General features: G+C 50.4%; 16 protein-coding genes and 1 tRNA gene. 5 read left to right on the top strand and 12 right to left on the bottom strand.

The window, feature by feature from the left end:
- Positions 1–48: 48 nt before the first annotated feature.
- Positions 49–1,809, bottom strand: a complete 1,761-nt coding sequence (locus tag KXD89_RS14010) for a Lon protease family protein (RefSeq protein WP_000156518.1) — start codon at positions 1,807–1,809, stop codon at positions 49–51.
- 185 nt (positions 1,810–1,994) lie between these two features.
- Between KXD89_RS14010 and matP the strand changes: the two genes are divergently transcribed.
- Entirely contained in the window at positions 1,995–2,447 is a 453-nt protein-coding gene (gene matP / locus KXD89_RS14005; protein WP_000877161.1) for a macrodomain Ter protein MatP, read from the top strand.
- 75 nt (positions 2,448–2,522) lie between these two features.
- Here matP and ompA read toward each other — a convergent pair whose 3' ends face one another.
- Entirely contained in the window at positions 2,523–3,563 is a 1,041-nt protein-coding gene (gene ompA / locus KXD89_RS14000) for a porin OmpA (RefSeq protein ID WP_000750416.1), read from the bottom strand.
- A gap of 356 nt (positions 3,564–3,919) precedes the next feature.
- Positions 3,920–4,429, bottom strand: coding sequence for an SOS-induced cell division inhibitor SulA (gene sulA, locus KXD89_RS13995; RefSeq protein ID WP_000288710.1), 510 nt, complete (start codon positions 4,427–4,429; stop codon positions 3,920–3,922).
- A gap of 218 nt (positions 4,430–4,647) precedes the next feature.
- Between sulA and sxy the strand changes: the two genes are divergently transcribed.
- Positions 4,648–5,277: a CRP-S regulon transcriptional coactivator Sxy gene (sxy, locus tag KXD89_RS13990; RefSeq protein WP_000839153.1), complete on the top strand. Its 630-nt coding sequence runs from the start codon at positions 4,648–4,650 to the stop codon at positions 5,275–5,277.
- Here sxy and yccS read toward each other — a convergent pair.
- Positions 5,240–7,402 carry a YccS family putative transporter gene (gene yccS, locus KXD89_RS13985; protein ID WP_000875061.1) on the bottom strand — a complete coding sequence of 721 codons (2,163 nt, stop codon included), beginning with the start codon at positions 7,400–7,402 and terminating at the stop codon, positions 5,240–5,242. The genes sxy and yccS overlap by 38 nt on opposite strands.
- A 9-nt stretch (positions 7,403–7,411) precedes the next feature.
- The gene (locus tag KXD89_RS13980) at positions 7,412–7,858 is read right to left on the bottom strand and encodes a YccF domain-containing protein (protein ID WP_001261235.1); all 447 of its coding nucleotides are present in this window, start codon (positions 7,856–7,858) and stop codon (positions 7,412–7,414) included.
- A gap of 122 nt (positions 7,859–7,980) precedes the next feature.
- Between KXD89_RS13980 and helD the strand changes: the two genes are divergently transcribed.
- The gene (helD, locus tag KXD89_RS13975; RefSeq protein ID WP_001295354.1) at positions 7,981–10,035 is read left to right on the top strand and encodes a DNA helicase IV; all 2,055 of its coding nucleotides are present in this window, start codon (positions 7,981–7,983) and stop codon (positions 10,033–10,035) included.
- Positions 10,036–10,066: 31 nt separating this feature from the next.
- Here helD and mgsA read toward each other — a convergent pair whose 3' ends face one another.
- Together mgsA and KXD89_RS13965 are read right to left on the bottom strand one after the other, a co-directional pair.
- Positions 10,067–10,525 carry a methylglyoxal synthase gene (gene mgsA / locus KXD89_RS13970; protein WP_000424181.1) on the bottom strand — a complete coding sequence of 153 codons (459 nt, stop codon included), beginning with the start codon at positions 10,523–10,525 and terminating at the stop codon, positions 10,067–10,069.
- A 95-nt stretch (positions 10,526–10,620) separates the two neighbouring features.
- Positions 10,621–11,283 carry a DUF2057 family protein gene (locus tag KXD89_RS13965; RefSeq protein WP_000847791.1) on the bottom strand — a complete coding sequence of 221 codons (663 nt, stop codon included), beginning with the start codon at positions 11,281–11,283 and terminating at the stop codon, positions 10,621–10,623.
- Between the two features lie 172 nt (positions 11,284–11,455).
- On the opposite strand from KXD89_RS13965, the gene KXD89_RS13960 reads away from it, so the two are divergent.
- Positions 11,456–11,869, top strand: coding sequence for a CoA-binding protein (locus KXD89_RS13960; RefSeq protein WP_001301418.1), 414 nt, complete (start codon positions 11,456–11,458; stop codon positions 11,867–11,869).
- Positions 11,870–11,913: 44 nt separating this feature from the next.
- Here KXD89_RS13960 and hspQ read toward each other — a convergent pair whose 3' ends face one another.
- Together hspQ and rlmI are read right to left on the bottom strand one after the other, a co-directional pair.
- Entirely contained in the window at positions 11,914–12,231 is a 318-nt protein-coding gene (gene hspQ, locus KXD89_RS13955; RefSeq protein ID WP_001295356.1) for a heat shock protein HspQ, read from the bottom strand.
- Between the two features lie 57 nt (positions 12,232–12,288).
- Positions 12,289–13,479 (bottom strand): 23S rRNA (cytosine(1962)-C(5))-methyltransferase RlmI, encoded by a 1,191-nt coding sequence (rlmI, locus tag KXD89_RS13950; RefSeq protein WP_000116297.1) that lies wholly within the window; start codon positions 13,477–13,479, stop codon positions 12,289–12,291.
- 94 nt (positions 13,480–13,573) lie between these two features.
- Between rlmI and yccX the strand changes: the two genes are divergently transcribed.
- On the top strand, positions 13,574–13,852 hold the full coding sequence (yccX, locus tag KXD89_RS13945) for an acylphosphatase (RefSeq protein WP_000048252.1): 279 nt from the start codon (positions 13,574–13,576) through the stop codon (positions 13,850–13,852).
- On the opposite strand, the gene tusE is transcribed toward yccX, so the two are convergent.
- From tusE to KXD89_RS13930, 3 genes are all read right to left on the bottom strand, one after another.
- A complete protein-coding gene (gene tusE, locus KXD89_RS13940) occupies positions 13,849–14,178 on the bottom strand; it encodes a sulfurtransferase TusE (RefSeq protein WP_000904442.1) in 330 nt (109 codons plus the stop codon). The genes yccX and tusE overlap by 4 nt on opposite strands.
- 90 nt (positions 14,179–14,268) lie before the next feature.
- A complete protein-coding gene (gene yccA / locus KXD89_RS13935; protein WP_000375136.1) occupies positions 14,269–14,928 on the bottom strand; it encodes an FtsH protease modulator YccA in 660 nt (219 codons plus the stop codon).
- Positions 14,929–15,134: 206 nt separating this feature from the next.
- Positions 15,135–15,222: transfer RNA gene (locus KXD89_RS13930), tRNA-Ser, on the bottom strand.
- Positions 15,223–15,245 lie beyond the last annotated feature (23 nt).

The raw sequence follows: 15,245 nt of genomic DNA, 5'->3' as shown, positions 1-15,245 counted from the left end.
TATTGAAGCACGCAGGATAGCTAACACGTGTACGCTGAACAAGTCCGATCAGTTCGGAATAAACCAGTTCAGCCAACGTAATGGCCATGGAAAACGGTGACGTCCTTCCTGTTGCGATGCTTGCGCGATACGTTCCTGGATGGTTTGCATCAGCGTCGTTTGGCCTTCGCCATCCCACACCAGATTTAATAATAACGGCAGTGCGTCAGTCACATCGTCTACTGCCCAGATGGTGAATTTGCCTTCTTCTACCGCTTTCACCAGTTCACTGTGAAGACTTAAATGGCGAACGTTAGCTGTGGGGATAATGACACCTTGTTTCCCGGTTAACTCACGTTGCTGGCAAATAGCAAAGAAGCCTTCGATTTTCTCATTTAAACCACCGACCGGCTGGGCGCGACCGAACTGATCGACTGAACCTGTGATAGCGATACTCTGATTCACCGGCACATCGGCGAGGGCGCTTATCAGGGCGCAGAGTTCAGCCATCGAGGCACTATCTCCATCAACTTCACTGTATGACTGCTCAAATGTCAGCGATGCTGAGAAGGGGATCTGTTGCTCAAGCTGTAGTTCCGACATCAGGAACGCTTGCATGATCATCATCCCTTTCGCATGGATATTGCCGCCAAGCTCCGCTTTGCGTTCGATGTCGGTGAATTCACCATCGCCAATATGCACAACGCAGCTAATGCGAGAAGGTTCGCCAAAAGCGCGTGGATGACCCGGAAATTCAATGACCGAAAGGGCGTTAATTTGCCCGATGCGTTCGCCTTCGGTTTCAATCAGGATTTGCTCCTGAAGGATCTCATCCTGCATACGTTCAGCGAGGAAACCTTCGCGCCATTCACGCTGCTGCAGCATTAAGTTTAGCTGCTCGCCGGAGAAGGTGTCGCCATCACACAGGGAGGCGACCTCTTTACACTGGCGGAGGATCCACTGCGGGCTAAGCGGAAGTGTTTCTTGTTCACCGGTGTAGCGTGCTGCTTCGCGGATAAGTATCGGCCAGGCATCCGCTCCCGGTGCAGGTAAGTGATTATGTCTGGCGGTAAATGTCACCCAGCGACACCACTGGGTTACTGACTCCGCATCGACAATCTGCAGAGTATCTTCAAATTCGCTATAAATAGCCTGCTCTGAAAGCTCTGGCTCCATCTCCTGGAAATCAGCCAATGATTCGCGTTCGCCTACCAGAATGACTTTCAGCTTCAATGGCATCGAAGGCACAGAGACGGGGAGAGGGCGCGACTCATCAAACGCAACCCAGTCAAAACGCTCGCGGTTAACGATATTTTTCAGCCGCATCCACAGCAGAGGTTGCGCCAGCAGTGTACGCAAAGAGATAATGAGAATACCGCCATTTGCCTGATGCACCAGACCAGGCTGCAGGGTAATGTCGCCATTAAACTGGCGCAGGCAGCCAAAGAGTTGCTCCGCTTCTACCCAGTCGGCAGCGACAACTTGCGTTAAAGTCGCAAAATTATCATCTGCACTCACTGCGTGACGTAAGCGGATGGAGTGGCCGGAAACCTCATAGTGACCGCCCACCAGTTGGCCTGCATCGCTTTGTAGCGTACGCGCGGCATTGGCAATAAGATTCAGATACTCAGACTCTTCCGGGGCCTTCGCCAGCATAAAAGAGGAGGATGCTCGCGTATGCAGCAACTGCTCCAGCGCAAATTGCAGCCGCGGTTGAGTATCACTGAATAAAGGATCGTTTTCGTCAATCAAATGTGGCTGAGCAAATATTTCCTGATAGCTATCGGTATCAGGAACCAGGTCACGCCATGCAAGTTTCGTAATGGTCAAAGTTGATGTTTTTTAGTCTGTTGTCAAAGCCGCGATTATACCGTAACCGGCACTACAGCACACGTAGAAAGCACCGACAATACTCCTGGCATGGGCGTTAAAGCTCACAGGATGGAGATTCTTTTCTTCACTGGCCTAAAAAGCTGATATTCTGTAAAGAGTTACACGGTAACATTGAGATCGCTATGAAATATCAACAACTTGAAAATCTTGAAAGCGGTTGGAAATGGAAGTATCTGGTTAAGAAGCATCGCGAAGGGGAGTTAATCACCCGTTACATAGAAGCCAGTGCCGCCCAGGAAGCCGTCGATGTGTTGCTCTCGCTGGAAAATGAACCCGTGCTGGTAAATGGCTGGATTGACAAGCATATGAATCCGGAACTGGTCAATCGCATGAAGCAAACCATTCGGGCAAGACGAAAGCGCCATTTTAATGCGGAACACCAGCATACGCGCAAAAAATCGATCGATCTGGAATTTATTGTCTGGCAACGTCTGGCTGGTCTTGCGCAGCGTCGCGGTAAAACGCTTTCTGAAACGATTGTTCAGCTGATTGAAGATGCGGAAAACAAAGAGAAATACGCGAATAAAATGTCTTCTCTGAAGCAGGATCTGCAGGCATTGCTGGGTAAGGAATAACTGACGAAAGTCAGTTCAATTTACTAAAGGCAAAAAAAACCCCGCAGCAGCGGGGTTTTTCTACCAGACGAGAACTTAAGCCTGCGGCTGAGTTACAACGTCTTTGATACCTTTAACTTCGATCTCTACGCGACGATCCGGAGCCAGGCAGTCGATCAGTGCAGCACGCTGTTTCACGTTGTCACAGGTGTTGCCAGTAACCGGGTTGGATTCGCCCATACCACGTGCGGAGATCTTGTCTGCCGGGATACCTTTGGAGATCAGGTAATCAACAACAGACTGAGCACGGCGCTCGGACAGACCCTGGTTGTAAGCGTCAGAACCGATGCGGTCGGTGTAACCCAGAACAACTACGGAACCGTCTTTCGGATCCAGGTTGCTCAGCTGGCTGTACAGCTGATCCAGAGCAGCCTGACCTTCCGGTTTCAGGGTTGCTTTGTTGAAGTTGAACAGAACGTCAGACTTCAGAGTGAAGTGCTTGGTCTGTACTTCCGGTGCCGGAGCTGGAGCCGGAGCAACTACTGGAGCTGCTTCGCCCTGACCGAAACGGTAGGAAACACCCAGGCTCAGCATGCCGTTGTCCGGACGAGTGCCGATGGTGTGTGCGTCACCGATGTTGTTGGTCCACTGGTATTCCAGACGGGTAGCGATTTCAGGAGTGATCGCGTACTCAACACCGCCAGCGAAGACCGGAGAAACGCCGGTGTCGTGGTTTTTACCATAAACGTTGGATTTAGTGTCTGCACGCCATACCATGCCACCCAGACGAGTGTAGATGTCCAGGTCGTCAGTGATTGGGTAACCCAGTTTAGCGGTCAGTTGAACGCCCTGAGCTTTGTATGCACCGTTTTCAACGCTGCCTTTGTACGGCATACGACCTAACCAGTCGTAACCCATTTCAAAGCCAACATACGGGTTAACCTGGTAACCACCAAAAGCACCAGCGCCCAGTTGGTTTTCATGGGTCGGGCCATTGTTGTTGATGAAACCAGTGTCATGGTACTGGGACCAGCCCAGTTTAGCACCAGTGTACCAGGTGTTATCTTTCGGAGCGGCCTGCGCTACGGTAGCGAAACCAGCCAGTGCCACTGCAATCGCGATAGCTGTCTTTTTCATTTTTTGCGCCTCGTTATCATCCAAAATACGCCATGAATATCTCCAACGAGATAACACGGTTAAATCCTTCACCGGGGGATCTGCTCAATATTAACTCTACCGATATCTTCGGCTTATGCCGAGCACCCCTGGCGATGTAAAGTCTACAACGTAGTTGAAAACTTACAAGTGTGAACTCCGTCAGGCATATGAAAAAAAAGTCTTGTATAAGGTATGTTTAATCTTTTTTGTCAGCGACAATTTACAGAAGAGAATCGCGGAAACCGCTTCAGACAAGCCTCCGCAAGGAAAATTAGTCACGACTGAAAGCATTGGCTGGGCGACAAAAAAAGTTCCAGGATTAATCCTAAATTTACTTAATGATACAAATTAGAGTGAATTTTTAGCCCGGAAAGTTGTCTCGTGGCGTGAGAGGATGCGCTTACCGGACGCATAATAAACCCCATAGCGTTACCTTCATTTGCCGCATCAACAAGTTCAGCATGCTCTTCTTCAGTCAAATCATCTGCCAACCAACCGATCACCACACTGTAATTGCCCGTGCGTAAAGCGCGAACCATTGACTCCACAGTGTGGCAAGGGGAGAGCTGGCTAATCTGCATTACTTTCGTTAAGGGTAGCCCAGATGCCTGAACCCATTCCCGACTCAGTTTTTGTTGCGGTGTTAACCAGAGTTGCCAGCGCGATTGCTGACCGAGTTGCTGTAACAATGGCAACAGTAGAAGTTGCGTCATCATGGGCTGATCTTCGCGATAGACAACTTCACTGATAAGCCCGGCTGTAGTGTTTTCCGTAGAGACACGCGCAATTTTACTTGCTGCGGATGAGAACGACGAAGAACGATGTGCATAGCCTGAAGTGTACATAATCAATCCAGCCCCTGTGAGTTACTGTATGGATGTACAGTACATCCAGTGACAACAAAGATCAACCCTATTTTCGGAAAGAGCCTCGCAAATTTTGTCGTTGGTGACGGGAAAACATAAATTAATCTTGCCCCTTAAGAATAAGTTGCCTATTTTCGTAGTTAACGGATCCGTTAATGTGAATCATTCTTTTATGTTATGATTTTAAAAGGAATTTTATGAAAAGCCTCTCCTATAAGCGGATCTATAAATCACAAGAATACCTGGCAACGTTGGGCACAATTGAATACCGATCATTGTTTGGCAGTTACAGCCTGACCGTTGACGACACGGTGTTTGCGATGGTTTCTGATGGTGAGTTGTATCTTCGGGCTTGTGAGCAAAGTGCACAGTACTGTGTAAAACATCCGCCTGTCTGGCTGACATATAAAAAGTGTGGCCGATCCGTTACCCTCAATTACTATCGGGTTGATGAAAGTCTATGGCGAAATCAACTGAAGCTGGTGCGTCTGTCGAAATATTCTCTCGATGCAGCGCTGAAAGAGAAAAGCACGCGCAATACCCGGGAAAGACTGAAAGATTTGCCCAATATGTCTTTTCATCTGGAAGCGATTCTCGGGGAGGTGGGGATTAAGGATGTACGGGCGTTACGTATACTTGGGGCAAAAATGTGTTGGTTGCGACTGCGGCAGCAAAACAGTCTGGTGACAGAAAAGATTCTGTTTATGCTTGAAGGTGCCATTATCGGCATTCATGAAGCTGCGCTCCCGGTGGCACGCCGCCAGGAGCTTGCAGAATGGGCTGACTCTCTTACGCCGAAACAGGAGTTTCCTGCGGAACTTGAGTAATCTGGCGTTGCAGACGACCAATCTCAGGCAGTAATGCAATCAATAATCCAACTTGTTGTACGACCAGAGGTTCTTTGCTGTCTGCCCGTGGTTCAAGTTGCTGCATCCGCTGTTTCAGGCTAGCTAATGCCTCATTGACGCGTTCTTCATCAGCAGGTTGATGATGTAACGCGTCATCAACATAGCAAACTGCGTCATCAAGAAACGCCAGAATTTCAGGATTAGTTAACTGCTCCCGGTGAGCACCGAGGGCTGAGATATAGCTGGTAAACGTATGGTTAAGGCACAGCAACCGAAACGCGGCTTCGCGAATTTGCGGGGTAACGTTCGGCTCGCTGGACATATTTGATACCACCGACGCCAGCTCAGCATCACGGTTGTGTGCATCGCGGCGGGCAATACGATACGCCAGACGGTTATCACGCCCCTGATGGTATTGCTCCAGTATGGCATCGAGATACCGACAGTTGGCCTCTGTGGCGCGTTCGAGCATGCGCGGCAGATTGCGAAACTGCCAGTCAGGCCAGATGTAGCTCACTGCCGCCCACGCAATGGCACAACCAATCAGCGTATCGATTACGCGAGGTAACGCTACTTCAAAACCTTCACCCAGTAAGTTAAAACACAGTAGCACCAAAAGTGTGATGAACATCGTTGCATGAGCGTATTGCACGTTACGGAAGGCAAAAAAGAGCACGCCGGTAATAACCAGCAGCACCAGCTGCCCTTCCAGTGATGGCACAAACCACAGCACAGGAATGCCAATGGCGATACCTACCAGCGTACCAATAATCCTTAACTTCAGGCGGTGGCGCGTGGCGTTATAGTTTGGCTGGCAGACAAACAAACTTGTCAGCAAGATCCAATACCCGTGATGCATTCCGGTTATCTGAATGATGGCGTAGCCGAAGCACAACACCAGCGACATTCTTACCGCATGACGGAAGAGGGCGGATTCCGGCGTGAAGTGACGGCTAAGACGCAGCCAGATATCACTCAACCCGTGCGGGCTGTCATCAGCGAGCTCATTTTCGTCATTATTATGGGGTAGTGCCTGGGCCTGTTCTGATTCAATTGTTGCCAGTTGGGCATCAATGGCGCGTAAATTGTTCAGCAAAAATCCCAGTGTTTTGAGTAAATCGGCGGGTGCGCCGTTATCGCGCATCCGCTCCAGCGCAGCATCAATATGCGTAAAAGCGCGCTCAAAATGCGGATCATGTTGATAAGGCTGACGCAACAAAATACAGCGTGACAGTTGCTGGCACGCCTGGCCCTGCATCGACATCAGCCGCTGAAAACGGAACAGCACGTCGCTGTGGCGAAAATGTTCACGCAATGTTTGATACTGAATATGAGAAGAGCTGGCACGCTCGTGAATATCCTGTGCGACAAAGTAATAATGCAGCGTGCGACGCGTTCCCCGTTGACCACGATCGCCACGTAAGCGGGTCAGCAGCGAGAGTTTCGTCTGATTCAATGTCGCCATCAGCAGACCGTTGGCGAGAGCCAAATCGTACAGCGGTGCCTGGCTTTGATCTTCAATATCAGGATCAAACATGCGCGACTTGAGCTCAAGATAACGCGCCAGTTGTTCATAGCAACGCGCCAGGTTGTCCTGCAGCGGGCGGACCGGGAACAGCAGATGACCAATAAGTGTCAGGACGTTGTACCAGACGGCACCGGCCAGCAGATACATCGGCTGCTGATACCAGTGCTCATACAGTGATGTTCCCAACATAGTGTAAATGGCGATCAGCAATGCACCGAAGGCAATTGTTGCATAGCGTTGACCCAGACCGCCGAGCAAAATGAAGCCGCTGGTAGAGAGCGTTAAGCCAATCGCAAATAGCCAGGGCCAGGGAAACAGCAATTCTACTGAGGCCGAGGCGATAAAAAAGCAGAACAGCGTAATGATGAGGTTACGCAAACGTCCCGCCAGTCGGTCATCGAGATCGGTCAGCGCCGCTGCCACCATCCCCAGCGTTAGCGGAATCGTCAGTTTTACATCACCCAGCCACCACGGAAACGCTGTGGTTCCACAAAGCGCAATAAAAATACGCGCGTAATACAGCCAGGCGCTGTTCCAGGTATAGCGTTTGAGCAAAGGACTTAGCATAAAGGCCATATTAGTGGATTATTCAAAACGACGACGTGCATTGGCTTCACGCGCAGCTTGCGCTGTTTCTACCGATACCACGCGACGACCAACCGGCCATAGTGCAATAGCGGCAATTTTAAAGTTCGCAATGCCGACAGGAATGCCAATGATTGAAATACATTGTGCGATGCCCGTTGCAATGTGCATCAGGCATAACCACCAGCCAAAGAAAATCAGCCAGAAAATATTCAATACCGTACCGCCAGTATTCAGCAGCACATTTTTGCCAGCCGGGTTCAGTTCATCGACATGAATAGCTTCATTGCCATAAGGCACCAGAGACAGTTTAGTGATCTCCCAGCAGGATCGTGTCAGCGGTAAGGTAAAAATCAGCACAATACTGACCAGAGTCGCCAACAGCCAGCCCAGAGTGGTGGCAAATCCGCCAAGCACAAAGTTCAGAATGTTCAAAACGGTACGCATAAAACCTCGCTTTACTGTGGTTTTCAGTAATGGGCGGCAATTGTAACGTTTTTTTGGGCTGGAGCACGTTTTCTCTGACGGTTACACTGATAAGAAATAATTTCGTGTGGATCTACAGAGTCATGGAACTGAAAGCGACAACGCTTGGAAAACGTCTGGCACAGCACCCTTACGATCGGGCGGTGATCCTCAATGCCGGGATTAAAGTCTCCGGCGATCGCCACGAATACCTTATTCCTTTCAATCAATTACTGGCGATTCACTGTAAGCGCGGTCTGGTATGGGGCGAGCTGGAATTTGTACTGCCGGACGAAAAAGTGGTGCGTCTGCACGGCACCGAATGGGGCGAGACGCAGCGTTTTTACCATCATCTTGATGCTCACTGGCGGCGGTGGAGTGGCGAGATGAGCGAAATTGCGTCTGGTGTTTTACGCCAGCAACTGGATTTGATTGCCACGCGCACTGGGGAAAATAAATGGCTGACGCGTGAGCAAACCTCTGGCGTGCAGCAACAAATCCGCCAGGCTTTGTCGGCGTTGCCGTTGCCGGTTAACCGACTGGAAGAATTCGATAACTGCCGTGAGGCGTGGCGTAAATGTCAGGCCTGGTTGAAAGATATTGAAAGCGCTCGGTTGCAGCATAACCAGGCGTATACCGAAGCCATGCTTACCGAGTATGCGGATTTTTTCCGCCAGGTCGAGTCTTCACCGCTGAATCCGGCGCAGGCCCGGGCAGTCGTTAATGGCGAGCATTCTCTGTTAGTGCTGGCAGGTGCAGGAAGCGGAAAAACGTCGGTGCTGGTGGCCCGTGCAGGCTGGTTGCTGGCGCGTGGTGAAGCGTCCCCTGAGCAAATTTTATTGCTGGCGTTTGGTCGCAAAGCCGCTGAAGAGATGGACGAGCGGATTCGCGAACGGCTACATACCGAAGACATTACCGCACGCACGTTTCATGCGCTGGCGCTGCATATTATTCAGCAGGGCAGCAAAAAAGTTCCGATAGTCAGCAAACTGGAAAATGATACCGCTGCCCGTCATGAACTCTTTATTGCTGAGTGGCGCAAGCAATGCAGCGAAAAGAAAGCGCAGGCGAAGGGCTGGCGGCAATGGCTGACGGAAGAAATGCAGTGGTCAGTGCCAGAAGGTAACTTCTGGGATGATGAAAAATTACAGCGTCGCCTTGCCTCTCGCCTCGATCGCTGGGTAAGTCTGATGCGGATGCACGGTGGTGCACAGGCAGAAATGATTGCCAGTGCACCCGAAGAGATTCGCGATCTGTTCAGTAAACGTATCAAGTTGATGGCCCCGTTATTAAAAGCCTGGAAAGGTGCGCTGAAGGCAGAAAACGCTGTCGATTTTTCGGGCCTTATTCATCAGGCGATTGTGATTCTGGAGAAAGGTCGCTTTATCAGCCCGTGGAAGCATATTCTGGTTGATGAATTTCAGGATATCTCGCCGCAGCGGGCAGCGTTGTTAGCGGCATTACGCAAGCAAAACAGTCAGACGACGTTGTTCGCTGTTGGTGATGACTGGCAGGCGATTTACCGATTCAGCGGTGCGCAAATGTCGCTCACCACCGCTTTCCATGAAAACTTTGGTGAAGGCGAACGCTGTGATTTAGACACGACTTACCGTTTTAACAGTCGTATCGGTGAGGTGGCAAACCGGTTTATTCAGCAGAACCCAGGCCAGCTGAAAAAGCCGCTAAACAGCTTAACCAATGGAGACAAAAAAGCCGTCACGTTATTGGATGAGAGTCAACTTGACGCTTTGCTGGATAAGCTCTCTGGTTATGCCAAACCGGAAGAGCGCATTCTGATCCTGGCGCGTTACCATCACATGAGGCCTGCCAGCCTGGAAAAAGCGGCAACACGCTGGCCGAAGTTGCAAATCGACTTTATGACCATTCATGCCAGCAAAGGGCAACAGGCGGATTACGTCATCATCGTTGGCTTGCAGGAGGGAAGTGATGGTTTTCCGGCTGCGGCGCGGGAGTCGATTATGGAAGAGGCGCTACTGCCACCGGTTGAGGATTTCCCGGACGCTGAAGAACGGCGGTTAATGTACGTGGCGCTGACCCGGGCACGCCATCGGGTATGGGCACTGTTTAACAAAGAGAATCCCTCTCCCTTTGTGGAAATACTGAAAAATCTGGATGTGCCGGTGGCGAGAAAACCGTAAGAAACAGGTGGCGTTTGCCACCTGTGCAATATTACTTCAGACGGTCCGCGAGATAACGCTGATAATCGGGGATCAGAATATCGACCGCGTCGTTGAAATGCGGCGACTGGATTATGAAGTCTGCCGTTGCCACGTTGGTGGCGACCGGAATGTTCCATACCGTCGCCAGACGCAGCAAGGCTTTCACGTCAGGATCGTGCGGCACGGCATTTAGTGGATCCCAGAAGAAAATCAATACATCAATTTTCCCTTCTGAGATCAATGCGCCAACCTGCTGGTCACCCCCCATTGGGCCACTCAACATCGCGTTGACGTTCATGCCGGTCGCGCGGGAAATTAAGTTACCGGTAGTGCCTGTTGCATACAGTACGTGTTGTTCCAGTAACGGTTGATGCCGTTCCACCCAGCTCATCAGCATTTGTTTGCAGTGATCGTGTGCCACCAGCGCAATATGTTTCCGCGCAGGTAAAGTGCGAGTCGTCAGTTCCATAATGTACATCCGTAGTTAACTTTCCTACAGATTACTGTAAGCACTTATCGCTGCAAGATAAAGACCGAAAAAGCCTGCGCACAGGCACAAAAATCTCAGGAAGATGGTTGTTTTTCCGCCCACTGCAGGAAAGTATTTCGCGTTTGTGGGTCAGCCAGTTTAAACCAATACTTCAGCCGTTGTTCTGTGAGCACCTGAGACTGCGGTGGAATAGCATCCAGCTCGGAAACACCCGAAAGCAGCGTACTGTCATCTGCCATCATCGTGGCAAATTGCGGTAGTGAAGCGCGTTTCGCGGATTTGTTATAGCGTTCAACCTCGACCTCATAATCAATCGTTTTTGCCGTTGAGGTAATGGCGAGAATATCCAGCTTTACCGGAATCGGCGTCGCATCGCCATCCAACAATTCAAGGCGCGGCGCGGCATCAAAATGGTTAGCTTCCCGCTCATTCTCCAGGCGAGGCAGGCGAAAATTGACCTGGTTGATGAGCTGGGTATTAAAACTGACCACCAGCGGTGGGGAGATATACAGCCGTTCTTCACTATTGGAAAGATGAATCGTCTTCTCAACGCGAAACACTAACTGATGCGGTCCATTATCCAGTTCAATGCTGTCCGCACCGCGCAGCAGAGAGCTGGAAACCTTCTTGCCGTCGAGTACCAGAAGATCGACATCGGTTGAAAGCCGCAGCGTGGTGGCAAAAACGGATACCGGCAAACATAATGCAATCAAGGTGGTCACGATGCCGGTTTTCATAGGTAGCTCCTGTCAAAAGACCGCCCGAATAATAATGTGTCAAAATTTTTCTTTAATCATACTTACTAACATATAGACATATTTCCCGCTTTTGCTCTCATTCATTCGTATTAGCTGCATGGTTGGCATGTCGGCTTTGTCGTACACTTTGTTAAACAGTCTGGAGGAAATAATGAAAGAAACCGATATTGCAGGCATTTTAACGTCCACTCACACCATTGCGCTGGTGGGGGCAAGCGACAAACCCGATCGTCCCAGCTATCGCGTGATGAAATATCTACTCGACCAGGGGTATCACGTCATTCCGGTTTCGCCAAAAGTTGCCGGCAAAACGCTGCTGGGCCAGAAGGGGTATGGCACGCTGGCAGACGTTCCGGAAAAAGTCGATATGGTCGATGTTTTCCGTAATTCAGAAGCGGCGTGGGGCGTGGCACAGGAAGCTATTGCCATTGGCGCGAAAACTCTCTGGATGCAACTGGGGGTGATTAATGAGCAAGCGGCAGTACTGGCACGGGATGCCGGGTTAAATGTGGTGATGGATCGCTGCCCGGCTATTGAGATCCCTCGCCTGGGCCTGGCCAAATAAAAAATCCCCGGAAGGCAAAAACCTTCCGGGGATTTGTTCAGGGATTAGTTACGCAGACGCGGGGCCTGGAGTTGTTTGCGGATGGTCTGCGCCAGCTCATCCATGGATGGCTGTTCAGGATGTTCATCCTGCAATTCGCTACTTAGCTGGGCTTCAGCCAGGTAGGTATGAACCGGTAGGCCGTTATCGTCCTCCATCACTACGTGATACCACGGAGCGGCGCGAAGCTCGTCATTCACCGCCAGCTCATCAGGCGACGGTTCAGAGAGCGAATAAACCGGGTCGATATCCACGACCACTCCGAGATAACCTAACAGGGAATGGCGGACCTGCTGGCCGATACCGAATTTGCTGGCAATCATAGTCACCTCCCGGGAAATCTTTACCTTTGATATAAGGGTAAAATTCCACATTTCAAGTTACATGACGCGACAGGCAAACCCTTTCAGATATAGCCCTTCCGGATAGGTAGCGATCACCGGATGATCGGCTGCCTGACGGAACTGCTCTATAAATTGTACATCACGACCGGCATCAATTGCGGCATCCGCGATGATTTTCTGAAATAAATCGCTGGTCATCAGACCGGAACAGGAGAAAGTCAGGAGAATACCGCCTTCATTCAGCAGCTGAATCGCCAGCATGTTGATGTCTTTATAACCACGACACGCGCCCATCAACTGGCTTTTATTCTCAACAAACTTCGGCGGGTCCATCACGATAACGTCAAATTTTTCACCGCGATCGCGATAAGTACGCAGCAATTTAAAGACATCATCACGGACAAACTCAGCCTTGCTCAGATCCAGTTTGTTCAGCTCAACGTTCTGCCGTGCAATATCCAGCGCTTCCTGGGAGGTATCAACGCTGACAACCTGGCTGCAACCGCCCATCAGTGCCGATACGGCGAAACCACCGGTATAGGAGAAACAGTTCAGCACACGTTTATTTTCAACGTAGCGGCGGGTAGCCAGGCGGCTATCACGCTGGTCCAGGTAGTAGCCCGTTTTGTGTCCGTGCTGAATATCCACCAGCAGTTTCATTCCGTGTTCTTCAATCGGCAGCAGGGCAGGTGGCAACTCGCCGGTGACGGGGCCCTGGGTCAGCTCCATTCCTTCTTTTTTACGTACCGCGACGTCGCTGCGATCGTAAATCGAACATTCCGGGTACAGCGTTTGCAGGGCACTAATTAATGCCGCGCGCTGATATTCTGCCCCAGCACTCAGCAGTTGCAGCACCAGAAAATTACCGAAACGATCGATAGTAATACCCGGCAGGCCATCAGATTCTCCGGCGATTAAACGATAGCTGTCGAGGCCATCTTTTTGCGCCAGCCAGTCACGCCATTTTTGTGCTTGTTGCAAACGGCGGGAAAAAAAAGCAATGTCGATAGACTCAGACGGGTCAAACGTCCAGACGCGCGCCCGGATTTGCGAAGCTGGCGAATAAGCGCCGCGTGCTAACCATTTTCCCTGATGATCAACAATATCGATGGTTTCACCGAGGCTGGCTTTACCTTCCATGCGGGCAACGGCCCCGGAAAAGACCCACGGATGGCGACGAAGTAATGATTTTTCGCGCCCTTTGGCTAACACTAAACGTACACTCATAATTTACTTTTCTGTCGATGCAAAGAAATGGGCGTCATTGTCCGGAGTTTTCCATGGATTTGCAACGCGTCCATTAAGGATAAGGAGAGCAGCAATGTCGAAAGTCTGCATAATTGCCTGGGTTTACGGGCGAGTTCAGGGCGTAGGATTTCGCTACACCACACAGTACGAAGCGAAAAGACTGGGTTTAACCGGGTACGCCAAAAATCTTGACGATGGCAGCGTGGAAGTGGTTGCTTGCGGTGAAGAAGGGCAGGTGGAAAAATTAATGCAGTGGTTAAAGAGTGGCGGCCCGCGTTCTGCGCGTGTAGAACGGGTGCTCAGCGAGCCGCATCATCCCTCGGGGGAATTAACCGATTTTCGTATCCGTTAAATACATTTTACCGGTTTTGGCAGGCCAGCAATTTTGGTGGCTTGCTTAGCCGGACCTTTCGGAAACAGTCGGTATAAATAGCGGCTGTTACCTTTTTCTTCGCCAAATTTATTCGCCATCGCTTTTACCAGCATACGAATCGCCGGAGAAGTATTGAATTCCAGATAGAAATCACGCACAAAACGCACCACTTCCCAGTGTTCCGGTGACAGCGAAATCCCTTCGTTCTCTGCAATCACCACAGCCAGCGGCTCACTCCACTGGCTGCTTTCTTTGAGATAGCCTTCGGTATCCGTTTCTATCTCTTTACCTTCGAAGATCAGCATAATTATTACTACCTTAATCAGACTGGCGGCAGTGTAACAAAAAACAAAGCCCCGCATAAAGCGAGGCTATGAAAGTGTTAGCGGGTGAGATTAATCGCGGCTAGCGAAGCCCAGAATGCTCAGCAGGCTGACGAAGATGTTGTACAGCGAAACATACAGGCTAACCGTGGCACGAATATAGTTCGTCTCACCGCCATGAATGATGTTGCTGGTTTCAAACAAGATAGCGCCAGAGGAGATCAGAATGAAGACCGCGCTGATCGCCAGATGCAGAGCAGGCAGCTGCAGGAAGATATTCGCAACCATACCAATCAGCACCACCACAATACCCGCCATCAGCATACCGCCGAGGAACGACATATCTTTGCGGGTGGTCAGCACATATGCAGAGCAGCAGAAGAACACTAACGCCGTTCCGCCCAGTGCCATAGCGATTACGTCACCCATTCCGGCAGACAGATAGGTGTTCAGAATAGGTCCGAGGATATAACCCAGAAAACCGGTAAAGGCGAATGCGGAGATAATCCCGGTCGGCTTATTCGCCGTTTTATAGGTCAGGAACATCAAACCATACATACCCACCAGCGTCAGAATCAGACCCGGAGATGGCAGCATCAGCACCGTACTGGCAGTTGCGGTAATCGCCGAAAAGGCCAGCGTCAGGCTCAGCAGAAAATAGGTATTACGCAGCACCTTATGGGTGCTAAGCAGTGATGTACGGTCATGTGAAGAACTAACAATACGATCCATTGAGTCACTCTCTATGACAGATGTAATTAATTAAGCAGCATAATGATAATGCGTAAGGGCACCCAGAAGTTTTACCCATCTTTACGCATTTGATCTGGAACAGGTTTAACAGCGGATTATCAGGTCATTAAGCAAATATAACGCCCTGAGAATTTCGACAGGCAAAAGAAAAAGGGGTTAGCATTTAGCTAACCCCTTATCTTATTTGGCGGAAGCGCAGAGATTCGAACTCTGGAACCCTTTCGGGTCGCCGGTTTTCAAGACCGGTGCCTTCAACCGCTCGGCCACACTTCCGGAATGACGCGCACTATAAACAT

The sequence above is a fragment of the Escherichia sp. TC-EC600-tetX4 genome, from assembly GCF_019356055.1.
In the GTDB taxonomy this organism is placed as follows: Bacteria; Pseudomonadota; Gammaproteobacteria; order Enterobacterales; family Enterobacteriaceae.
The sequence above is the reverse complement of the archived record's forward strand: the minus strand, read 5'-3'. Positions and strand labels throughout refer to the sequence as shown.